Source organism: Mycolicibacterium agri (genome assembly GCF_002553505.1).
Classification (GTDB): domain Bacteria; phylum Actinomycetota; class Actinomycetes; order Mycobacteriales; family Mycobacteriaceae; genus Mycobacterium; species Mycobacterium agri.
In genome coordinates this window covers 46,247-68,031 of sequence record NZ_PDCP01000002.1, presented here as the reverse complement: position 1 = coordinate 68,031, position 21,785 = coordinate 46,247, and the positions used below count along the sequence as shown (strand labels likewise).

24 protein-coding genes are annotated in these 21,785 nt (G+C 65.2%); 15 read left to right on the top strand and 9 right to left on the bottom strand.

All coding sequences use genetic code 11. The features are described from left to right. Positions 1-1,197: an MFS transporter gene (locus CQY20_RS01475; RefSeq protein ID WP_097937882.1), complete on the bottom strand. Its 1,197-nt coding sequence runs from the start codon at positions 1,195-1,197 to the stop codon at positions 1-3. Positions 1,198-1,225: 28 nt separating this feature from the next. Further along, a complete protein-coding gene (locus tag CQY20_RS01470) occupies positions 1,226-2,476 on the bottom strand; it encodes a CaiB/BaiF CoA transferase family protein (RefSeq protein ID WP_097937881.1) in 1,251 nt (416 codons plus the stop codon). 84 nt (positions 2,477-2,560) lie between these two features. On the opposite strand from CQY20_RS01470, the gene CQY20_RS01465 reads away from it, so the two are divergent. The 10 genes from CQY20_RS01465 (at position 2,561) to CQY20_RS01420 (ending at position 10,812) form a co-directional block, all read left to right on the top strand. After that, positions 2,561-3,043, top strand: coding sequence for a DUF4286 family protein (locus CQY20_RS01465; RefSeq protein WP_133119011.1), 483 nt, complete (start codon positions 2,561-2,563; stop codon positions 3,041-3,043). 143 nt (positions 3,044-3,186) lie between these two features. Further along, positions 3,187-3,669 (top strand): MaoC family dehydratase, encoded by a 483-nt coding sequence (locus tag CQY20_RS01460; RefSeq protein WP_097937879.1) that lies wholly within the window; start codon positions 3,187-3,189, stop codon positions 3,667-3,669. 148 nt (positions 3,670-3,817) lie between these two features. Further along, positions 3,818-4,834 (top strand): tripartite tricarboxylate transporter substrate binding protein, encoded by a 1,017-nt coding sequence (locus CQY20_RS01455; protein WP_097937878.1) that lies wholly within the window; start codon positions 3,818-3,820, stop codon positions 4,832-4,834. After that, positions 4,831-5,406, top strand: a complete 576-nt coding sequence (locus CQY20_RS01450; protein ID WP_097937877.1) for a tripartite tricarboxylate transporter TctB family protein — start codon at positions 4,831-4,833, stop codon at positions 5,404-5,406. The genes CQY20_RS01455 and CQY20_RS01450 overlap by 4 nt, the downstream gene beginning before the upstream one ends. Before the next feature lie 4 nt (positions 5,407-5,410). Then, entirely contained in the window at positions 5,411-6,907 is a 1,497-nt protein-coding gene (locus CQY20_RS01445; RefSeq protein WP_097937876.1) for a tripartite tricarboxylate transporter permease, read from the top strand. A gap of 40 nt (positions 6,908-6,947) precedes the next feature. Beyond that, positions 6,948-7,286 carry a DUF4286 family protein gene (locus tag CQY20_RS01440; RefSeq protein ID WP_097937875.1) on the top strand — a complete coding sequence of 113 codons (339 nt, stop codon included), beginning with the start codon at positions 6,948-6,950 and terminating at the stop codon, positions 7,284-7,286. Beyond that, positions 7,283-7,996: an alpha/beta fold hydrolase gene (locus CQY20_RS01435; protein WP_097937874.1), complete on the top strand. Its 714-nt coding sequence runs from the start codon at positions 7,283-7,285 to the stop codon at positions 7,994-7,996. Before CQY20_RS01440 ends, CQY20_RS01435 begins: the two co-directional genes overlap by 4 nt. After that, entirely contained in the window at positions 7,993-8,892 is a 900-nt protein-coding gene (locus tag CQY20_RS01430) for a cyclase family protein (RefSeq protein ID WP_097937873.1), read from the top strand. The genes CQY20_RS01435 and CQY20_RS01430 overlap by 4 nt, the downstream gene beginning before the upstream one ends. Positions 8,893-8,957: 65 nt before the next feature. Beyond that, positions 8,958-9,995, top strand: coding sequence for an alcohol dehydrogenase catalytic domain-containing protein (locus CQY20_RS01425; protein WP_133119010.1), 1,038 nt, complete (start codon positions 8,958-8,960; stop codon positions 9,993-9,995). A 40-nt stretch (positions 9,996-10,035) separates the two neighbouring features. Continuing rightward, positions 10,036-10,812, top strand: a complete 777-nt coding sequence (locus tag CQY20_RS01420) for an IclR family transcriptional regulator (RefSeq protein ID WP_163700921.1) — start codon at positions 10,036-10,038, stop codon at positions 10,810-10,812. On the opposite strand, the gene CQY20_RS01415 is transcribed toward CQY20_RS01420, so the two are convergent. The 4 genes from CQY20_RS01415 to ramB form a co-directional block, all read right to left on the bottom strand. Continuing rightward, positions 10,788-11,804: a transketolase family protein gene (locus tag CQY20_RS01415; RefSeq protein ID WP_097937870.1), complete on the bottom strand. Its 1,017-nt coding sequence runs from the start codon at positions 11,802-11,804 to the stop codon at positions 10,788-10,790. The genes CQY20_RS01420 and CQY20_RS01415 overlap by 25 nt on opposite strands. Next, complete coding sequence (locus CQY20_RS01410; RefSeq protein WP_097937869.1) at positions 11,801-12,646, bottom strand: transketolase; 846 nt, start codon at positions 12,644-12,646, stop codon at positions 11,801-11,803. The genes CQY20_RS01415 and CQY20_RS01410 overlap by 4 nt, the downstream gene beginning before the upstream one ends. Positions 12,647-12,828: 182 nt before the next feature. Further along, positions 12,829-13,374 carry a carboxymuconolactone decarboxylase family protein gene (locus tag CQY20_RS01405; protein ID WP_097937868.1) on the bottom strand — a complete coding sequence of 182 codons (546 nt, stop codon included), beginning with the start codon at positions 13,372-13,374 and terminating at the stop codon, positions 12,829-12,831. Next, the gene (ramB, locus tag CQY20_RS01400; protein ID WP_097937867.1) at positions 13,371-14,786 is read right to left on the bottom strand and encodes an acetate metabolism transcriptional regulator RamB; all 1,416 of its coding nucleotides are present in this window, start codon (positions 14,784-14,786) and stop codon (positions 13,371-13,373) included. Before ramB ends, CQY20_RS01405 begins: the two co-directional genes overlap by 4 nt. 68 nt (positions 14,787-14,854) lie before the next feature. Between ramB and CQY20_RS01395 the strand changes: the two genes are divergently transcribed. From CQY20_RS01395 to CQY20_RS01375, 5 genes are all read left to right on the top strand, one after another. Next, the gene (locus CQY20_RS01395) at positions 14,855-15,196 is read left to right on the top strand and encodes a hemerythrin domain-containing protein (protein ID WP_097937866.1); all 342 of its coding nucleotides are present in this window, start codon (positions 14,855-14,857) and stop codon (positions 15,194-15,196) included. A 136-nt stretch (positions 15,197-15,332) separates the two neighbouring features. Further along, positions 15,333-16,169, top strand: a complete 837-nt coding sequence (locus CQY20_RS01390) for an acyl-[acyl-carrier-protein] thioesterase (protein WP_097938013.1) — start codon at positions 15,333-15,335, stop codon at positions 16,167-16,169. A 276-nt stretch (positions 16,170-16,445) separates the two neighbouring features. Continuing rightward, complete coding sequence (gene aceA, locus CQY20_RS01385) at positions 16,446-17,732, top strand: isocitrate lyase (protein ID WP_097937865.1); 1,287 nt, start codon at positions 16,446-16,448, stop codon at positions 17,730-17,732. A 138-nt stretch (positions 17,733-17,870) separates the two neighbouring features. Then, entirely contained in the window at positions 17,871-18,725 is an 855-nt protein-coding gene (locus CQY20_RS01380; RefSeq protein ID WP_097937864.1) for a 3-hydroxybutyryl-CoA dehydrogenase, read from the top strand. A gap of 175 nt (positions 18,726-18,900) precedes the next feature. After that, entirely contained in the window at positions 18,901-19,770 is an 870-nt protein-coding gene (locus CQY20_RS01375) for a cyclopropane mycolic acid synthase family methyltransferase (RefSeq protein ID WP_097937863.1), read from the top strand. Here CQY20_RS01375 and CQY20_RS01370 read toward each other — a convergent pair. The 3 genes from CQY20_RS01370 to CQY20_RS01360 form a co-directional block, all read right to left on the bottom strand. Beyond that, positions 19,763-20,056 carry a DUF559 domain-containing protein gene (locus CQY20_RS01370; protein WP_097937862.1) on the bottom strand — a complete coding sequence of 98 codons (294 nt, stop codon included), beginning with the start codon at positions 20,054-20,056 and terminating at the stop codon, positions 19,763-19,765. The genes CQY20_RS01375 and CQY20_RS01370 overlap by 8 nt on opposite strands. A gap of 125 nt (positions 20,057-20,181) precedes the next feature. Beyond that, positions 20,182-21,015 (bottom strand): polyphosphate kinase 2 family protein, encoded by an 834-nt coding sequence (locus CQY20_RS01365; RefSeq protein WP_097937861.1) that lies wholly within the window; start codon positions 21,013-21,015, stop codon positions 20,182-20,184. After that, positions 21,012-21,719, bottom strand: coding sequence for a TetR/AcrR family transcriptional regulator (locus CQY20_RS01360; RefSeq protein ID WP_097937860.1), 708 nt, complete (start codon positions 21,717-21,719; stop codon positions 21,012-21,014). Before CQY20_RS01360 ends, CQY20_RS01365 begins: the two co-directional genes overlap by 4 nt. Between the last annotated feature and the right edge of the window lie 66 nt (positions 21,720-21,785).

Sequence of the window (21,785 nt, the reverse complement as noted above, 5' to 3'; positions counted from 1 at the left end):
CTAGCGCGCGGCGACCGCCCTGGCCAGCAGCCGTCGACCCTGCAACATGAACGCCGCACCGAGCGCGAGGCACACCGCCGCACCCGTCCACGCGCCGGTGTAGCTGGCGACCGAAACCGTGACGCCGAACAGCGCCGGACCGACCGCCGAACCCATCCCCATCACGCTTTGCACCACACCCGTTGCGGCGGCGGGGAACTCGGGATGGTTGTGCACGACGGCGAACGCGAACAGCCCGTTCCATGCCCAGCCAAGCCCGAACGCCAAACCCGCCGCCACGACCAGCAGCCACGGCCTGCCGTAGGCCACGGCCAGCAGCAAAAAGCCGAGCGAGCCGGCCAGCATCATGATCGCCACCACTCGCAGGTGCCCGCGCCCGCGGCGATCCGCGAACCAGCCGGTGGCCAACCGGGACATCAGGCACACGATGCTGCCGATCGCGAGGAGTTGGCCGGCCTGCGTCTGGGTCAGCCCGGCCGACACGGCGTAGACGACGAGAAAGCCGCCGATGCTCGCGGTCGCGATGCACCCAAGCCCGGCGCCGGCCGCGAGCATCATCAGCGGCGGCTGCGGCCGCGGACGCGGTGCAACTGGTTCGCCATGGTTATTTGTTCGCAATGGTATTCGAGTTCCGTTCGCGAACACCCATCTGCGATGTTCGGTCGCCACCGCCCACAGGAACGCCAGGCTGAGCACGGCCGACGACGCGAAGGCCCAGCGCCAGCCGTTCACGCCGAGGAACAACGGCGTGGTGGCCCCGACCAGGAGGGTGGTGAGCGGAAGCGCGGCCTGCTTGAGCCCGAAGGCCATGCCCCGACGGTGCAAATCGACGGTCTGGGCCAGCGTCAGGCCGGTGCTCGGGTGGGTGAAGGCGAAGCCGAGGGAGCCGACCAGCAAAAAGCACACAAGCACAGCGAGGTTGGCCGCCAGGCTCATGCCGGTGAACGACACGATCAGCAGGATGGACACCACGATCATGGCTCGTCGCCATCCCATGCGCTCCACGGCATGGCCGGCCGGTACTGCGAAAAGGCCTGCGGCGGCGAAGAATGCCGCGGCGGTCGCTCCGAGCCCGAGTTCACCGAAGTTCAGATCGGCACCGATCGACGGCGCGAGTCCGGTGAAGACCCAGATCGGCATGTTGCTCAACGCCGTCGCGGCGACCGCCAGGGTCGTCGGCCAGGCACCGGTCACCATGGCGCACTCGGTGCAGAGGGTCGCCGCATCACGTCGACGACGGAGAGGCGGCGACCGCTTCGGATTCGGGGGCGGCTCCGACGATGTGCTCGCGGATCAGCCGCGCGATATCACCGTCGTCAAGGCCGATCTCACGCAGGACGGCAACCGTGTCCGAACCGAGCGCAGGCGGTGTCCGCCGAGTCGCCACCCGCTGCCCATCCCACTGCAACGGCAGCGCGACGTCTTTGTAGCCCTCGATCTCTGGATGATCGGCGGGACGCACCATGCGCAGATGCGCAACCTGTGGGTCGGCGAGCACCTCGTCGAGGGTTCGAATCGGCGAGGACGGGACGCCGGCGTCCGACAGGACGGAAACCCAGTGCGCCGCAGTGTTGGTGCGCAGCGTCGCGGTCAGGTCCTCGGCGAGCTCAGCGCGGTTTCGCACGCGGGCAGGGTTGTCCACGTAGCGCCGGTCGGTGATCAGCTCCGGCCGCCCGATCGCATGACACAGCTTCTCCCACAACGGATTGTTTCCTGCAGCAATCATCACGTAGCCGTCGGAGGCTGGGAACGCTTCATACGGCGCGTTCATCGAGGTGCCGGAGCCGTTTCGGTCAGGAAGGATGCCGGAGGCCATGTAGGCCTGCAATTGATACGGGATCCAGCTGACGGCGGTTTCCAGCAGGGACGTCTCGACCAACTGGCCGTGCCCGGTCTTGCTGCGGTTCATCAGCGCGCCGAGGATGCCGATGGCACCCCACATGCCCATTCCCATGTCGTTGATCGACGTGCCGACCCGGATCGGCGGGCGCGGCGGTTCACCCGGCGCGGACCGCTCGCCCGTGATGCTCATCAGCCCGGCATAGGCCTGCATCAGCGGGTCGTAGCCCGGCCGCGACGACAGGGGGCCGCTGCCGCCGAAGGCCGTCATCGAGCAGTAGATCAGCCGGGGATTGGCAGCGCGGACGGCGTCGTAGCCGAAACCGAGCTTGTCGAGTGCGCCGGCGCGCAGGTTGTGCACCAGCACATCGGCTGTCTCGATCAGCTGCCACAGGATCCGTTTGCCCTCAGGTGTTTTCAGGTCGACGGCCAGGCTGCGCTTGTTGCGGTTGAGCGCGAGGAAGGTGCAGCCGTACTCACCCCAGTACGGGGGCTTCCAGTCCCGGGCGTCGTCTCCGCCGGTCGGCTTCTCGATCTTGATGACTTCGGCGCCGAGGTCGCCGAGAATCATCGTGCAGTACGGCCCGGCGGCGCTTTGCGTGATGTCGACTACGCGGTGTCCATCCAACGGGGTCATACAGCCTGCGCTCCTTCGCTTTGATACACGCGCCGCGCCGAGTTCATATAGTCTCGCTCTACGGACAATTAGTCCACCATGTAGATGACCTTATTGTCCAGTTTCGCGACCGCGTTGAGCGAGGCGGCCGGCCCGGATTCAACAGCGCCGGCCACCGGAAAGGACAGCGTGAACCCGTCCGAGCAAGCGACCGAACCCGCCGCGTATCCCACTGACCGCCGTGGCCTGCTGGTGGTGATGATGGAGCCCGAGGAGGGCTACGAGGAGCTCCTCAACCGGTGGTACGACGAGGAGCATCTGGCCGAGCGCGGGGCAATCCCCGGCGTCCTGTCTGCGCGCAGATATGTCGCGGTCGAGGGGCAGCCGAAGTACCTCGCCATGTACGAACTCGACAACCCGGCAGTCGTCCAGCAGGAGCCGTACCTGGAAAAGAAGCGCAACCCGACTCCGATGACGCAGGAGGTCGAGGCGCACGTTCGGATGATCCGCGGCGTCTACGCCGAGATCACCCCCAAGTTCGCCGGCGGCCCGGGCCCGCTGCCGGATGGCGCCGCATCGCGGGAGTGACCCCCGTCACGCTTTTCTTGTCCGACTCTCTAGACAACCCATGTTCCGTGTGGTGAACTGAATGTCTGTTATATGGGAATTCTATCGCTGCGCTGACCGCAGTCCAGTAGCAGCGTCCGGCTAAGCCAGGCGAGAGAGGGTAGATGGCTGTCAAGCAGAGTTGGGTCGGCAATTTCTTCGAGGACTTCGAGGTGGGCGACGTGTTCCGGCATCCGGTCGGCCGCACCGTCACCGAGACCGAGAACATCTGGTTCACGCTGTTGACGTGCAACGTCAACCCGAACCACATCAACGCCGAGTATTCGAAGAAGACCGAGTTCGGCCAGTACCTCTTCAACAGCGGTATGACGCTCGCCATCGTCAACGGGCTGACCGTGGGCGACATCAGTGAAAACGCCGTAGCCAACCTCGGATTCGATGAAGTGCGGCTTCCCGCACCGGTTTTCGTCGGTGACACACTCTATGCCGAGTCGACGGTCATCGACACGCGGCCGTCCAAGAGCAGGCCCTACGCCGGCATCGTGACTGTGAGCACCCGCGGTTTCAAACAGGACGGCACAACCGTCATCACCTACAAGCGGTCGGCGATGATCTACACCCGCGAAGGCTCCCCCCGATTCAAGTGACCACCGAGTGGGCTTTTCTCCGCGTCGGCACAGCAGCCGGCGCACCCATTCCGACACCGACGAACGGCGGCCGGCCGGACCGGCCGGTCACGGCGTGGCTGACACGTCACGAAATCGCTTTACAAGGTGCGACATCGAGGAGTGTGCGATGAGAGAAGTCCGGAAGTTCCGCCGGTGTGGTGTCGGAGGAGCATTGCTAGTCACGTCGGCCCTTGTGCTGTCGGCCTGCAGTGCAGGCGGAAACAGCGGCAGTTCAGGCGATTCCGGCGGGGGCGACTGGAAGCCGACCCGGCAGATCACCATGATCTCCGCGTTCGGTGCCGGAGGCGGCACCGACCAGTTCGCCCGCGCCATGCTGACCGGCCTGGAGTCGTGCGGCGAGGGCATCAAAGGCAACGTCGAGTACCACGAGGGCGGCAGCGGCGTCATCGGCTACTCGTACTTCCAACAGCAGCACGGCGACCACGTTCTGATGGCCACCACCACCGAGCTCACCACGCTGCCGATGTTCGTCGACACGTCCTTCACGTGGGAATCATTCACTCCCATAGCCCATCTCGCCGACGACCAGGTCAGCATTGCGGTCCCCGCGGCCTCGCCATTCAAGTCCTTGCAAGACCTGGTGGAGGCCGCCAAGACACGAAAGGTCACGATCGGCGTCGTCGGCCTTTCCGGCCCCGACAACATCGCAAGGGTGCTCCTGGAAAAGCAGGGCGGCGTCAAGTTCGAACCGGTGATCTTCGACGGCGGCGGCGAGACCACGGCCGCGCTGCTCGGCGGCGACATCGATGCCGCGATCGGCGGCGCAGGCGACATCGTCGGACAGGTCGAATCGGGCGACATCCGCGGTCTGGCCATCTTCGGCCCGGAGCGCTACTCCGACGGGGCGATGGCAGAGGTGCCGACCGCGCAAGAGCAGGGCTACGACATCGCGTTCACGCAATGGCGCGGCTTGCTCGGCACGCCCGACATGTCCGACGAGGCTCGCGACTGGTATGCCGACTGCTTCAAGAAGTGGCAGGACACACCGTCGTATCAGCAGTACCTGGAGAGCGCGCTGACCACCCCCGCCTACAGCGGACCTGAGGACTTCACCAACATGCTGAAAGAGCAGGACAAGGAAGTTCACGAGGTGCTCGAGGCAAGCGGGGCGTTCGCCCAGTGAGGAGATCCGTATCGGCCTGGCTTCCCGGCGCGATCGTGACCGCGCTGGGGGTCGGGTTCTTCGTCGGCGGGCTGTCCTACGGGCTGGCGCATGACGGCCGGATGGCGCCGGGGCTGATGCCCGCGCTCACGGGTTTGGGCATGATTGTCTTCGGCCTGCTGCTGGTGGTGTCGGAATTGCGGTCATCCCGCGCCACCGGCACCGCGGCGGCCGTGCCTGCGGAGGTCACCGAGCGAACACCCATCCGCGTCGGCGGCAGCGACGCTACCGACGCTGCGGTCGAAAAGCCATCGGACAACATGGAATCCGACATCGCCGACCGCGAGGAGAGGCACCGCCTTCGGCCCTGGTTCATCCTCGCGGCCATGGTCGGGTCGCTCGTCTTGGCGCCCTACATCGGCCTCATCCCTGCCTTGGCGCTCGGCGCGTTCGTGATGATGAAGTTCGTCGAGCGGGAGCCGTGGATCGCCTCGATCGCGGTGTCCGTGCTGATCCTCATCGCGTCGTGGTACGTGTTCGACGACTTCCTCGAGGTCAATCTGCCCTGGGGTGTGTTCGCGGGGGTGATGTAAAGGCATGTGGGACAACGTCCTTACCGGCTTCCAGACTGCCCTCACACCGCACAACCTGTTGTTCTGCCTGCTCGGTGTCTTACTGGGCACCATCATCGGGTTGTTGCCGGGTCTCGGCTCGGCGACCGGTGTCGCCTTGCTCATGCCGCTGACCTTGGGCCTGGAGCCCGTCACTGCGTTGATCATGTTGGCGGGCCTGTATTACGGCACGCAATACGGCGGGACGATCAGCTCGATCCTGGTGTCCACCCCCGGTGAGGCATCCACGGTCGTCACGACGTTCGACGGCTATCAGATGGCCAGACGCGGCAGGGCAGGCCAAGCGCTGGCGATCGCCGCGATCGGGTCGTTCATCGCAGGCACGATCACCATCGTGCTGCTGATGACGGCAGCCCCCGTCTTCGCCCGATTCGCGGTGAAATTCGGTCCTCCCGAGATGGTCGCGCTCGTGATGCTCGGACTCGCCGGCGTCGTCGGTTTCGCCCAGGGTTCTGCGGTATTCAAAGGGCTCGCAATGGGTTTGTTGGGCATCGCGATCTCGACCGTCGGCCTTGATCCCCAGTCCGGGGTGCCGAGATTCACCTTCGGCAGCATCGAACTCGTCGGGGGCATCGACTTCGTCGCGGTGGTGATCGGTCTCTTCGCGCTGTCGGAGGTGATGCGCCAGGCCAGGCTGGAAAGACAGGACCCCATCCGGGCCCGGTTGCGCGATCTGCTTCTCACCAAAGAGGATCTTCGCCGATCGGCCGGGCCGATCACCCGCGGCACGTTCGTGGGCTTCTTCCTCGGCATCCTGCCTGGCTCGGGCGCGACCATCGCGTCCTTCGTCTCCTACGACCTGGAGAAGCGAATCTCCAAGCGCAAGGAGCAGTTCGGCAAGGGCGCCATCGAGGGCGTCGCCGGGCCGGAGTCTTCGAACAACGCCGCGGTCAATGGAGCGTTCGTGCCGACGCTCGCGCTGGGCATTCCGGGTTCGGGCACCACCGCCGTGCTGCTCGGCGCGTTCCTGTTGTTCGGTATCCAGCCCGGTCCGCTGCTGATGGAGAAAGAGGCGCCGCTGGTGTGGGGCCTGCTGGCCTCGTTCTACATCGGCAACGTTTTATTGCTGATTCTGAATCTGCCGATGGCGCCGATGTTCGCATCGATTCTGCGGCTGCGTTATTCGCTGCTGTACCCGATCATCATCGTGGCCAGCGTGCTCGGCGCATACGCGATCGAACAGCGGATGTGGGGCGCATGGCTCGCGGTGGCCGCCGCCGTCCCGGGATTCTTCATGGCAAAGTACGGCTATCCGCCTGCGCCGTTGATCCTGGGTCTGATCCTAGGCCCGATGCTCGAGGCGAACCTGAACAGGACGTCGTCGATGGGCAGCGGAGACTGGACGATCTTCCTGCACCGTCCGATCGCGCTGATCGTCTTCGCCATCGCCGCGGCGATCCTCATCCTGCCCAGCGTCGCCGGACGCAAGACGGGGGTGCGGACCGGAGTTCTTGTGGAGTGACGGTATCCCGGCAGAACCCAAGAGACGAAAGGACATAGCTATGAGCACCGGTCGCGGATCGGGGCTGCTGTTCGTGATGATCGACATCGAGCCCGAGTTCGAAGACGAGTTCAACCGCTGGTACGAGGAGGAGCACCTGCCCGAGCGCCTGGCGTGCGACGGCTTCCTCAACGGCAGACGGTTCCAGGCGCTCGAAGGCGGGCCGAAATACCTTGCGACATACGAACTGGAGAATCCGGAGGTGCTCGACGGCCCGGCCTACCAACGGCTGCTTCCGCCGACGGAGTGGACGCGAAAAATCAGCGCGCACTTCACCGATCACCTCCGCAACGTGTACCGGGAGATCACTCCCGCGCCGATGAAAAAGCCTGACGCATGACCGCGGCACCGGTGCTCATCCTGCACGCAGCGGGCCTGGACGCTGCGTGTGCCGACCTGCTCGGCGTCGATGGCGCGATCTCGGTGACGCTGCCCGGACACGGCATCAGGCGTCGGCAGCGGCCGGGACTTCAGCTCGAAGACATGGCCGATGAGATCGCAGGCTGGGTGCGTACGCCGGTGCACGTCGTCGGGCTGTCGCTGGGCGGTATGGTGGCCCAGCATCTCGCGCTCGCCCACCCCGGATCGGTGCACTCGCTCGTGCTTGCCTGCACCACGGCGCGAACCCCGACCGAGATCCTGGTGGACCGTGCGGCGGCCACCGAGAGCGACCCGACCGAGCGCACCGTCGCGACCACGCTGGAGCGGTGGTTCACCGCCGATTTCCTCGCTGCGACACCGGAACCCGAGGCACTGGCGTATGCGCGTCGGTGCCTTCAGAACATAGACAAGGCCTCGTTCGCCGACATCTGGCGGGCGATGGCCGACCATGACGTGCTGGACCGACTCGGTGAAATCACGGCGCCCACAACCTGTCTGGCCGGAAAGCACGACGTCTCCACCCCGCCGCAGGAGCTGATCACCCTGGCTGAGCGCCTGCCGAACGCCCGTTACGTCGAGATCGACGCGCCTCACATGGCACCGCTGGAGAAACCGAACGAGTTTCGCCAGGCCCTGTCCGACCACCTGGCCTGGGTGGGTGGCGCATGACCGTCGACGAACTCAAGGATTATCTGCGCAACCATCGCAACTGGGACCGCTGGGGGCCGCAGGACCAACGCGGGGCGCTCAACCTGATCACTAACGAAAAACGGGTAGCGGCAAGTAAATTGGTGCGCTCCGGCCGTGCTGTGTCGCTGTCCCGGCCGGTGCCGACCCGGCCCGCCCCGAACAACCGGACACCGGCGATGATGTACATGGAGCGCACACCGCACGCGGCGGGTGGTGGTGCCGCGAAGGACTTCCAGGGGATGGCCTACCACGGTCAGAGCGCAACCCACGTCGACGCGCTCTGCCACGTGTGGGACGGCGACGGCCTGTGGGGCGGCCGGAATCCCGACGAGGAGATCACGTTGTCCGGCGCGCGGTGGGGATCGATCGAGCACTGGCGCGACGGCATCTACACCCGAGGCTTCCTCATCGACGTACCGCGTTACCGCGGCGTCGATTACGTCACCCACGATCGACCGGTGACCCGCGACGAACTCGACGACATCTGCCGCACGCAGGGCGTCGAACCGGGACCGGGAGACGCGGTGGCGATCTTCTGCGGTCGAGGGGCCTACGAACAACGCCACGGCCCGTGGTCCGCGGACGCCTCGTGCCGACCGGGCCTCGACGCCGGCTGCGTCCCGTTCTTCCGCGAGCGCGACATCGCGGTCGTGCTGTGGGACATGTTCGACACCGCACCGAATAGGGACGGTCTCTCGTTCGGCGTGCATTCGGTGATACACGCGTTCGGCGTGGCGGTGATCGATTCGCCACTGCTGGAACCGTTGGTCGAGGCGTGCGACCAGGAAGAGCGCCGCGACTTCCTGCTGACCGTGAATCCCTTGGTCATGATCGGTGCGACGGGATGCCTGGTTAACCCCGTCGCGCTGTTCTGAGCGCCAATTGACCGCCGGCTGAAGGTGTCCTGAGTGCCGCCCGTATGGCAAAATAGTTTCATTGGGTGGACAGTACGTCCACCAAACGAGAGTTACTGGGGGCCGTGATGCAAGCAGTGGTCATCGAGGCGCCGACGGTGGTGCGGATGTCCGACCTCCCCGAGCCACGCCCCGCCATTGCCGAGGTGGTCGTCGACGTCTCGCTGACCGGCGTGTGCGGCACCGACCTGCACATGCTCGACGGCGACTTCGCCACGGCACGGTTTCCCATTGTGCCCGGGCATGAGGTGACCGGCACGGTCGTCGCGACCGGGGCGGAGGTCACGTCCCCGCAACCGGGTGACCGCGTCGTCGTCGATCCCGGCGTCCCGTGCCTGACGTGTCTGCTCTGCCGTCGTGGGCGACCCAATCTCTGCGAACACCGCAACGCCGTCGGCATCACGTTGAACGGCGGCGCCGCAGACCGAGTCGTCGTGCCTGCCCGCAACTGTCATGTGCTTCCAGACTCCGTCACCTTCTCGGCCGCCGTCCTCGCCGAACCGCTCGCGTGTGTGCTGCACGCATTCGAGATGGTGCCGAGGACAGCAGGCAGGCGGGTGCTGATCTACGGCGCCGGCACGATCGGGTTGCTCGCCGTTCAGGTGGCTCGCCACCTCGGGGCCTACACGGTGGATGCGGTGGACCTCGACACCCAGCGGTTGTCGGTCGCCGAAAAGCTCGGTGCCGACGAGGTGTTTGCTCCCGACAGCTTGAGTCGGCAGGACGACTGGGACCTCGTCGTCGATGCCAGCGGCGCGCCCGCGGCGATCGCGGATGGGCTGGCACGGCTGCAGCGGGGAGGGACGTTCCTTCAGCTCGGTGTGGCGCCCGGCGACGCCGTCGTGCCGCTGTCGCCCTACCAGGTCTTTGCGCGCGAGTTGTCGATAATCGGGAGCATGACGACGCGGCACACGTTCCCCGGCGCGCTGCGGATGCTCGAGAACGACATGATCGATGCCGAGTCGATTGTGGAGAAGCCCGTACCGTTGTCTGATTATGCGAAGGCCGTCGATATGGTTCGCGAGCGTGATTCGCTGAAGGTGGTAGTGAGCCCCGGGGTTTGACCTCCGGACCGCACCGATGAACCGAAAGCAGAGGGAAACAGTGGCGCAACCAGTGGGATTACGGCTGGTGGAGAAGGCGGTCGAAGTGCTCGACCTTCTCGGCCAGGAGCGCAAGTTGACGATCGCGCAGCTGTCCGAGAAGACCGGCGAGCCGCGCAGCTCCCTGTATCGGTTGCTCGGCAGCCTCGAGAAGCTCGAGTTCGTCGAGTCGGCCGGCTCGCGGGGCACCTATCGCCTCGGCGTGCACGCGTTGCGCCTCGGCGCCGCGATGATGGCGGGGCTAGACGAGCGGGAACGGGCCCTGCCGGTGATGAACCGGATCCGCGACGAGACCGGGCTGACGGTGTATCTGCTTGTCCGCCGCGGTGATCACGCGGTGTGCGTGGAACGCATTGAGGGCGAGCGGGTCGCCTCGTTGGCGTTGCAACTGGGCGGCTCGCTGCCGTTGCATACCGGTGCCGCGCCGCGCGCTCTTCTGGCGTTCGCGCCGCAGGAGGAATGGCAGCGCTACGTTTCGGCGGGTCCGCTGGTGCGGTTGACGCCGTCGACGCCATCGACGCGTCAGCGGCTGTTCGACGTGCTGAGCCGGGAGCGCGCCGAAGGGGTGACGACGAGCGACGGTGACGTCACCGTCGGCATCGCCGCGCTCGGTGCGCCCGTATTCGATTTCCGCGGCGAGGTGATTGCCGCGCTGTCGGTCAGTGGTTTGCGCGACGACCTTCTGGGCAAGGCCAAGTCTCACCTTCAGCAGCTCGTGCGCAACGGCGCCGCCGAGATCTCGGCGAGCCTGGGTTACACGCCGGACCGCGCCGGCTGAACCGCGGCGCGCCGGACCACATCGGCGATGCCCTCTGCGTCGAGTCCGTAGTGGCGGTACAGGTGCGTCGGAGGACCGATCAGGCTGTATACGTCGCGGATGCCGTGCCGAACCAGCCTTGCGCGCGACGGGTTTTCGGCCATCACCTCGGCGACGGCGCCGCCAAGGCCGCCGATGATGTTGTGCTCTTCCACGGTCACGATGACGTCAGATGTCAAGGCCGCGTGCTCGATTGCCTCGCGGTCGAACGGCTTGATCGTGTGCATGTCCAGCACGCAGACGTCCACGCCCTCGTCGGCGAGGGTCGCCTTCGCCTGCAGCGCCGGATGCACCATCGACCCGGTCGCGACGATCGTCACCGGTGCGTCGTCACCGTGGCGCAGCGCCCGCCCGATGCGCAGGTCGGAGAGGTCGGTGGCGTCGTAAACCTTTGGGTCACGGCCCCTTCCGGTGCGCAGATACACCGGGCCGTCGATGTCGCGCGTCTGCTTCACCATCGCGTGCAGCTGTACGGGATCGGCGGGCGCGAGCACGGTGAGGTTGGCCATGCTGCGCGTGATCGCCAGGTCTTCGGTGGCGTGATGCGAGGTGCCGTAGAACCCCAGCGTGATGCCCGCGTGGTGGCCGACCATGCGGACCGGCAACTGCGTGTAGGCGGTGTCGGTGCGAATCTGCTCGGCGCACAAAAGCGCCAGGAAGCTGGCGAACGTGGCGACCCACGGCTGGTTGCCGGTGGTGGCGATGCCCGCCGCTGCCGACACCATGTTCTGCTCGGAGATACCGAACTGCAGGAACCGGTCCGGATACTTCTGCTGGTAGCGGACCAGGCCGTTGGAGTATTTGAGGTCGGCGGTGCCGACGACGATCGGCACGCCCTCGTCGGTGAGCTCGATAAGCGCTTGGGACAGCGCGGCGAAACCGGGTGCCTGCCCGAGCAGATCCATGATCTGCCACGAGTTCCCGCGTGCGCCAGCCTCTTTGGTGTCGGTCATGAGTTCGCCTTCAGTTCTGTCAGTACGTCGGCGCGGTCGTCTTCGTCCAGCCAGCCCAGATGCCAGCCGAAGTTCTCTTCCATGAATTTGACCCCTTTGCCCTTCACCGTCTTGGCGATGACGGCGGTCGGCTTGCCGTTGGGGTTGTCGCGGATGTCGCGCAGCACTGAGCTGAGCGCGGCCACGTCGTGCCCGTCGACGGCATGGACATTCCAGCCGAACGCCCACCATTTGTCGGCAAGGGGTTCGACGGCATTCATCTCGTCGACGACCCCGTCGAGCGAGTACTGGTTGCGGTCGACGATCGCGACGAGTCGCTCCACTCCGGAATGCGAAGCCAGCATTGCGGCTTCCCAGTTCTGACCCTCTTCCAGTTCGCCGTCGCCGAGGATCACGTAGGTGTGGAAGTCCTGGCGGTTGAGCCGACCGCCGAGCGCGATGCCGAGGCCGACAGAGAGGTTGTGTCCAAGCGATCCCGACGAGAAGTCAACGCCGGGAACGCGAGTCATGTCGGGATGGTCGCCGAGTGGATTGCCCAAGCGCGTGTAGGCGTCGAGCGTTTCGTGGTCCAGAAAACCCAGGTCCGCCAGGATCGGATACTGGCCGACGGCGGCATGGCCCTTGCCGAGCAGCAGACGGTCGCGGTCGGGCCAGTCGGGTTCGCCGCGCCGCAGCCGCATCACGTCGTAATAGAGCACCGCGAAGATCTCCGCGCAGGAGAACGCCGACGTGTAATGACCGGTCTTGGCGATGTCGATGAGGCGCACGACCTCCAGCCGGACGAACTGCGCGCGCTCGTTCAGGCGAGCGACCTCTTCATCGGTGAGTGCCGGAGTGCCCATCCGTGCGGCCCCAAATTCCTGTTGAGTGGACTCAATGTCCGTTACACAGTAACACATCAGGCATGGCGATTTAAGGGCCTACTTCGGCCGCCGTTCGGTCGCCGTTCGTGCATCTGGCGACGCGAAACGGCCGCAAACCGTCGCCAAGTACACAAACCAGCGGGATTAGTCGGGGGAGGCGCTTAGTCGGGGAAGTCCAGCGGGACCTTGAGCGTGGCGATGGTGGCCGCCAGACCGTCGTATTGCGAAGCCAGCATGCAGAATTCGATGAGCTGGGCCTTGGTCAGATGGCCCGCCAACGCCGCCCACGTCTCCGCCGACACACCGCGGGTGACGACGAACTCGTCGGTGGCGGTGATCAGCGTGCGCTGGCGGTCGGTGAGCCCTTCGGCGTCGGGCCCTTCGAAGATCTTCGCCTGCAGGTCCGGTCCGATGCCGCGGGTCTTGGCCAGCCTGCGGTGCTGCTGCAGTTCGTATTCACAGTCGCGGAGGTGCCCGATGCGCAGGATGACGGTTTCGGCGTCCTGGACGGGCAGCTTGCTGAACAGGCCCAGCAGGATCCCGCTGTAGGGCAGCCATGCGAGGAACAGCAGCTTGTGCTGGCCCAGCACGTTGACAAGGCTGAACCGCGGCGCCCGGATCGCCCGTGCGCCCAGCTTGGCGATCACCCAGTTGATGGGGCCCAGCTCCCGCAGACCGCCCGGCGGTATTCGGGCCGGCGAGCTCATGACTGCTTCACCAGGTATGGCGACACCGTGCTGCGGTGCTCGTCGATGTCCAAGGCGCGGCCCAGTGCGGGGAATGCGCGCTGGGGACAGTTGTCGCGTTCGCAGACCCGGCAGCCCGCCCCGATCGGTGTGGCGACTTCGCCGGACAAATCCAGTCCCTCCGAATAGACGAGTCGATGCGCGTGCCGGAGCTCGCAGCCGAGCCCGATGGCAAAAGTCTTGCCGGGCTGACCATATCGCGATGCCCGCCGTTCGACAGTACGCGCCACCCACAGGTAGTTGCGGCCGTCGGGCATCTGGGCGATCTGCACGAGGATCTTGCCCGGATAGGCGAACGTCTCGTAGACGTTCCACAGCGGGCAGGTGCCGCCACTGGACGAGAAGTGAAAACCCGTGGCGGACTGACGTTTTGACATGTTGCCGGCCTTGTCGACGCGGACGAACGAGAACGGCACCCCGCGCATCGACGGGCGCTGCAGCGTCGACAGCCGATGGGCGATGGTCTCGTAGCTCACCGAGTAGAACGCCGAGAGCCGTTCGACGTCGTAGCGGAACTTCTCGGCCACTTCGTGGAATCGCGAATACGGCAACACCGTGGCGGCGGCGAAGTAGTTGGCCAGACCCAGCCGGGCCAGCCTGACAGACTCCTCGCTGGTGAACTTGCCCTCCTCGACCAGTTTGTCGATCAGATCGCCGAATTCGAGATAGGCCAGTTCGGCGGCCATCTTGAACACCTGCTGACCCGGTGACAAGTGGTGGCTCATCTCCAGCCTGCGGGTGGCGGGGTCGTAGCGGTGCAGCACCGTCTCGCCCATGTCGGTGCGCCGCACGATGTGCACGCCGTGCACAGCCTTCAGCCGGTCGGATAGGTCGCGGGCCAGATCACCGCGGTGCATGCCCAGCCGGATGGTGAAATCCTCTGCGGCAGTGTCGAGTTCGTGCAGGTAGTTCTGCCGTTGGTAGAAGTAGTCGCGCACTTCCTCGTGCGGCATCGTGATGGAGCCGCTGCCGCTGCCGTCGCTGAACCGGTCCTCGGTGGCCGCCGCCAGCTGCGTGGTGGTGAGCTGATAGCGCCGGTGCAGGTTGACCATCGCGCGGGCCAGCGTGGGGTGGGAGTGCACGATGTCGGCGATCTCCGTGGGGTCGACGTCGATGTCGAGGTCGCGGTCCATCGTGACCTCGCGCAACTCGGCGACAAGGCGGGTGTCGTCCTGGGATGCGAAGAACGTCGCGTCGACGCCGAACACCTCGGTGATGCGCAGCAGCACCGCGACGGTCAGCGGACGCACGTCGTGCTCGATCTGGTTCAGGTAACTCGGCGAGATCTCGAGCATCTGCGCCAGCGCGGCCTGGCTGAATCCGCGCTCGTTGCGCAGCTGCCGCACCCGCGAACCGACGAACGTCTTCGCCACGTTCTACATCGTAGGGCCCGTTGTTAAGCGGCCTTCACAACATTGGCAAACGTGAGGAGACGTGGAGCATGACCAACGCTGACGCGCAGACCGGTGAACTGACCCGCGAGATGGTGATGGCGCACCGGATGTTCCGGCGGGAGTTCGGGCTCGCGGCCGAGGTCGTGCGGAAGGTTGCGGTGGGTGAGGTCGCCCGCGCGGGCGTTGTCGCCGACCATCTGCGCTTCATCGCCGCACTGCTGCATCATCACCACGCCGGCGAGGACGACCACATCTGGGCTCTGTTGCTCGAGCGTGCTGCTCCGCAGGCCAACCATGTTCACGACGTCGAACGTCAGCACCGCTCGGTGGATTCTGCGGTGCAGGACGTGATCGACGCCGTCGACGCTACGCGCTCCATGCGGAGGTGATCTACGGCACCGGCACGCCGCCCCGCAGCGACGAACTGGCCAGATCGCTCTGATCGATCCGGCGCCCTGGTCTGGCAGTATGGGAACGCCTGCCCGGCGGTCGCGGGCCGGCGAAGGAACCAGGGAAGACGAGAGCATGACGGGCAACCCAACGGGCAGCACAAACACCACCGCGAACACGGGGTTGGCGAAGACGATGATGCCTGTGCCCGATCCGCATCCAGACGTCTTCGACAAGGAATGGCCGTTGCGCGTCGGCGACATCGACCGCACCGGGCGGCTGCGGTTCGACGCCGCCACCCGCCATATCCAGGACATCGGCCAGGACCATCTCCGCGAACTCGGCTTCGAGGAGACACACCCGCTGTGGATCGTCCGGCGCACGATGATCGATCTGATCAAGCCCATCGAGTTTCAGGACATGCTGCGCTGCCGACGCTGGTGTTCGGGCACCTCGAATCGCTGGTGCGAGATGCGGGTTCGCATCGACGGGCGCCGCGGCGGACTGATGGAGTCCGAGGCGTTCTGGATCAACATCAACCGGGAGACCCAGGGGCCGGCGCGCATCGCCGACGACTTCATCGAGGGCCTGCAGCGCACCACCGACGTCGACCGGCTGCGGTGGAAGCCCTATCTGAAGGCAGGCAGCCGCGAGGACGCCACCCAGATCCGCGAATTCCCCGTCCGCGTCAGCGACATCGATTTGTTCGACCACATGAACAACGCGGTGTACTGGAGCGTGATCGAGGACTACCTCTACACCGCGCCCGAGCTGCTGGAGTCCCCGCTGCGGGTCACGATCGAGCACGACGCGGCCGTGGCGTTGGGCGACAAGCTGGAGATCATCGTGCACGTGCACCCGCCCGGATCGACAGATCAGTTCGGCCCGGAATTGACGGATCGCACTGTTACAACCCTCACATATGCGGTCGGCGAGGAGACCAAAGCCGTCGCGTCGCTGTTTTCGCTCTGATTCGCGGGCGTCTAACAGTACGAGCGTACTGACCTGCGGAAACTGGTTACCGGCCAGTAGCTACTGAACCGGTACAGTCAGTTGCTTCTTCGCAAACTTCGCAAGTTAAGCCTTCGCCTTAACGAAAGTTGGCAAACAGTGCTGGTGGACCAGCACATATGGCCCAGTGCATTATCGGATTAGCACAACAGCGAAGTTGTTTCGGCGTTAGCAAGCTGGAAACACTGGCAACGCCGTCGCGCCGTTCGAAACAACTGGGAATTGAAGGAGTAGTCGATGTCGACCGTTGGCACGCCGAGATCAGCCGAGCAGATTCAGCACGATTGGGATACCAACCCGCGGTGGAAGGACGTCAAGCGCGACTACACCGCCGAGGACGTCGTCGCCCTGCAGGGCACCGTCACCGAGGAGCACACGCTCGCCCGCCGCGGCGCCGAGATCCTGTGGAAGCAGCTGCACGAGATGGAGTTCGTCAACGCGCTCGGTGCGTTGACCGGCAACATGGCGGTTCAGCAGGTGCGCGCCGGCCTCAAGGCGATCTACCTGTCCGGTTGGCAGGTCGCCGGTGACGCGAACCTCTCCGGCCACACCTATCCCGACCAGAGCCTGTATCCGGCCAACTCCGTGCCTCAGGTCGTGCGTCGCATCAACAATGCGCTGCTGCGGGCCGACCAGATCGCCAAGGTCGAGGGCGACAAGTCGGTGGACAACTGGCTGGTGCCGATCGTCGCCGACGGCGAGGCCGGCTTCGGCGGTGCACTGAACGTCTACGAGCTGCAGAAGGCCATGATCGCCGCGGGTGTGGCGGGATCGCACTGGGAAGACCAGCTGGCGTCGGAGAAGAAGTGCGGCCACCTCGGCGGCAAGGTGCTGATCCCGACCCAGCAGCACATCCGCACGCTGACCTCCGCCCGGCTTGCCGCTGACGTCGAAGACGTGCCGACCGTCGTCATCGCGCGCACCGACGCCGAGGCCGCGACGCTGATCACCACCGACGTCGACGAGCGCGACCAGCCCTTCATCACCGGTGAGCGCACCAAGGAAGGCTTCTACCGGGTGAAGAACGGCATCGAGCCGTGCATCGCGCGCGCCAAGGCCTATGCGCCGTACGCCGACATGATCTGGATGGAGACCGGTACGCCGGATCTGGACGTCGCCAAGAAGTTCGCTGAGGGCGTCAAGAGCGAGTTCCCCGACCAGATGCTGGCCTACAACTGCTCGCCGTCGTTCAACTGGAAGAAGCATCTCGACGACGCGACGATCGCCCGGTTCCAGAAGGAGCTGGCCGCGATGGGCTTCAAGTTCCAGTTCATCACGCTGGCCGGCTTCCACGCCCTGAACTACTCGATGTTCGATCTGGCCTACGGCTACGCCCGCAACCAGATGAGCGCCTACGTCGAGCTGCAGGAGCGCGAATTCGCCGCCGAGGAGCGCGGGTACACCGCGACCAAGCACCAGCGCGAGGTCGGCGCCGGCTACTTCGACCGGATCGCCACGACCGTCGACCCGAACAGCTCGACGACGGCGCTGAAGGGCTCGACCGAAGAGGGCCAGTTCCACTGATCTCTGCGCAGGTCACCCCTTAAGCGCGGAGAGAAGTGGGGGAGAACCTGCGGGAGTACCCGCGAGAGAACCCGAGGGCAGTCCCATCAGGCCCCGTCCTTATATTGGGCGGGGCCTGATGGGGTGTGAGGAGAACCAGTGAGCAATGAACGGGTAGGAGTGGTCGGCGCGGGGCAGATGGGCTCCGGCATCGCCGAGGTGTCGGCGAAGGCAGGCGCCGACGTGGTGGTCTACGAGCCGACTGACGAATTGGTCGCGGCCGGCCGCACGCGGATCACCGGCTCGCTGGAACGCGCCGTCAGCAAGGGCAAGCTCACCGAAAGCGATCGCGACGCCGCGCTGGGCAGGCTGAAATTCACCACCAACCTCGCCGATCTGTCAGACCGTCAGCTCGTCATCGAGGCGGTCGTCGAAGACGAGACCGTCAAGGCCAAGATCTTCGCCGAGCTCGACGAGCTGATCACCGATCCTGACGCGGTGCTCGCGTCGAACACCTCCAGCATCCCGATCATGAAAATCGCTGCGGCGACGAAGAATCCGAGCCGCGTGCTCGGGCTGCACTTCTTCAACCCGGTGCCGGTGCTGCCGCTGGTCGAGCTGATCAGCACACTCGTCACCGCCGACGAGGCCGTCGCGCGTGTCGAGGAGTTCGCCAGCAGCACGCTGGGCAAGAAGGTGGTGCGTTGCGGCGACCGGTCCGGCTTCATCGTCAACGCGCTCCTGGTGCCCTATCTGCTGTCGGCGATTCGGATGGCCGAGGCGGGTGTGGCCACCGTCGAAGACATCGACACGGCCGTCGTGGCGGGGCTGTCCCACCCGATGGGACCGTTGCGGCTGTCCGACCTGATCGGGCTGGACACCATGAAACTCATCGCGGATTCGATGTACGACGAGTACAAAGACCCCAACTACGCACCGCCGCCGCTGCTGCTGCGCATGGTCGAGGCGGGCCAGCTGGGTAAGAAGTCAGGCAAGGGCTTCTACACGTATTGAAATCGCAACGCGACGCACTGATCAGCAGACTTGGGTCTAGATCACATCTTAGATACATTCGCTTGTACCTGAATTGAAACCGGTTCAGCCCGGAGCCGGAGAGTGCGTGGGATTGCGATTGCGTGCACTCCCGCCGCTGGTCTGTCCGTAATGAGCGAAGCGGGAGTACGATCGTATGTCGGAAGCTGTAGGCCTGGAACCGTATTACGAAGAATCCCAGTCCATTTACGACGTGTCCGACGACTTTTTCGCACTGTTCCTCGGGCCGACGATGGGGTATACGTGCGCGTACTTTGAGCGGGACGATATGACGCTCGAAGAGGCGCAACTCGCCAAATTCGACCTGGCGCTCGAGAAACTGAATCTCGCACCTGGGATGACGCTGCTCGACGTGGGCTGCGGCTGGGGCGCGGGCCTGCGCCGCGCCGTCGAGAAATATGACGTCAACGTCATCGGAATCACGTTGAGCCGCAACCAGTTCGAGTACAGCAAGCGGTTGATGGAGTCGGTCCCGACGCAGCGCAGCGCCGAAGTGCGGCTGCAGGGGTGGGAGGAATTTGACGAGCCCGTCGATCGCATCGTGTCCATCGGCGCCTTCGAGGCGTTCAAGGCCGAACGCTATCCACTGTTCTTCGAGCGGGCATTCAGCATTCTGCCAGCCGACGGCACGATGTTGCTGCACACCATCTTGGCGCACCCGCAGACGTACTTCCGCGACAACGGCATCAAGTTGACCATCAACGACTTGAAGTTCATGCGCTTCATCGGCACCGAGATTTTCCCCGGCGGACAGTTGCCCGCGGTCGAGGACATCGAAAAACTCGCGGCGGGTTCGGGTTTCACGCTGGCGCGTACGCATCTACTGCGACCGCACTATGCCCGCACGCTGGACATGTGGGCAGACAACCTGCAGGCCCGTCGCGAGGACGCCATCGGCATCACCTCCGAAGAGGTCTACGACCGCTACATGAAGTACCTGACCGGTTGCGCGGACTTCTTCCGCCGCGGCATCACCAACGTCGGGCAGTTCACGCTCATCAAGTAGCACCCGCGCCGTTGAGCGCCGTTTCGACGCGAAGCACGATCTGCGGGCGCTCATACCGCAATTGGCGTGAGCTGACCCGCACGATGACCCAGCCTTTGCTCGCGAGAAACTCGAGCCGCTCGATGTCGGCGGCGTAGTCATCCGGGTTGGTGAAATGCTGCTTGCCGTCGTACTCGACGCCGCCTTCACTCGGGATAGCCCATATCGATACTCGCACTCCACGTTGGCCGGGATAGCGCTCGGCGAGCGCATGAATCTGCGCGACAGACATCTTCGTCGCATTCATCAGCGCATCGATGCGACGCAAAATGAGGAAAATCGGCCGAATCTCGTCAACTTCCGTGGTCTCGGCGCACTGCGGCGGACGGCGCCGCTCTTCGTTGCACTGCGGCGCCCAGCGCCGCGACTGCCCTACGCCTTGGCGAGCCGCTTTTTCTCCGCTTTGATATCGAAATCCGCTGGCGGCCAGGACAAATCCATGGCCTCCAGCGCCGTGATGAGCAGCTCCGTCACCGCCAGCCTGCTGTACCACCGCCGGTCCGATGGCACCACATGCCATGGCGCGTAGTCGGTCGACGTGCGGTCCAGCATGGCCTGGTAGGCCTCCTGGTATTTCGGCCATTGCAGCCGCTCGTCGATGTCGCCGGGGTTGTACTTCCAGTGCTTGGTCGGATCGTCGAGCCGCTCGGCCAGCTGCTTCTTCTGCTCGTCGAGTGAGATGAACATCGCGACCTTCACCAGCGTCATGCCGCCGTCGACGAGTTCGCGCTCGAACGCGTTGATCTCGTCGTAGCGGGCGCCCCAGACATCGGGCGGCACCAGGTTGTGCACGCGAACGATCAGCACGTCCTCGTAGTGCGAACGGTCGAACACTCCGATGTGTCCGGCCGGCGGCAGCGCGCGCCGGATCCGCCACAGGTAGTGGTGCGCCAACTCCTCTTCGGTGGGCTTGCCGAAGCTTGTGTAGCGCACACCCATCGGGTTGACCGCGCCGACAACGTGTTTGACGATGCCGCCCTTGCCCGCGGCGTCCATGCCCTGCAGTACCAGCAGCACCGAGCGCTGGTCGTCTGCGGCCTTGTTGTTCGCAAACAGCAGCTCCTGCAGATGTGCGAGCCGTTCACTGCGCTCGGCCTGCACCGGCGCAGCATCGGACTTTGACCCGTCGAAACCCGGTGTGGCATTGGTGTCGATGTCGGCGACCTTGTCGCCGGGGTTGAAGCGCAGCGCTGCGGCGATGCTCATCGGTTGAGCAGCTGCGGCGGCAGGATCGGCGACGGGTGCGCCATCTCGCGGAACTTCTCCAGCGAGCCGCCCACCTCGACGATGCCGCAGAGCGCGTTCCACGACAGCATCGTCAGGTAGTCGATCAGGTCGTCGGCGCTCATCCGCGGATTCGACATCCACGAGTGGGTGGCCAGCTGCACCCCGCCGACGGTGTGGAACGCCCACGGTTCGACGCCCCGGGTGTCCATGCCTGCCTCGGCCATGCGTCGGCGCAGCATGACCGCCAACATGCGGGCGATGATCTCCTCGCTGTTGGCGATGACTTTGTTCTTGCTGGCCGAGTTGTTGGCCATCACGAACCGGTACGGCTCGGGCTCGGCTGCGACCGTCTCGACGTAGACCCGGATGATCTCGCGGGTCAGGTCGTAGCCCTGCAGGTTCGCCGACAGCGCAGCGGCCATGTTGGGGATCAGCGTGGTCTGCGCGAACCGCATCATGACCGCGGTGGTGAGGTCGTTCTTGTCCACGAAGTAGCGGTACAGCACCGTCTTGGACACGCCGATCTCGGCGGCGATCTCGTCCATGCTGACGTTGCTGCCGCGCCGACGAATTGCGACCAGGGTGCCGTCTACCAGCTCGTTCCGGCGCTCCACCTTGTGTTGGTGCCAGCGCCGCTTCCGTCCATCGGTCTTGATCGCCCCCGGCGGAGTCTGCTGTGCCACTATCGCGCTAGTCCGTTCGTCTAGATCTACTCGATACTACGGCGAATGATCATCGGTAGCCTCCTC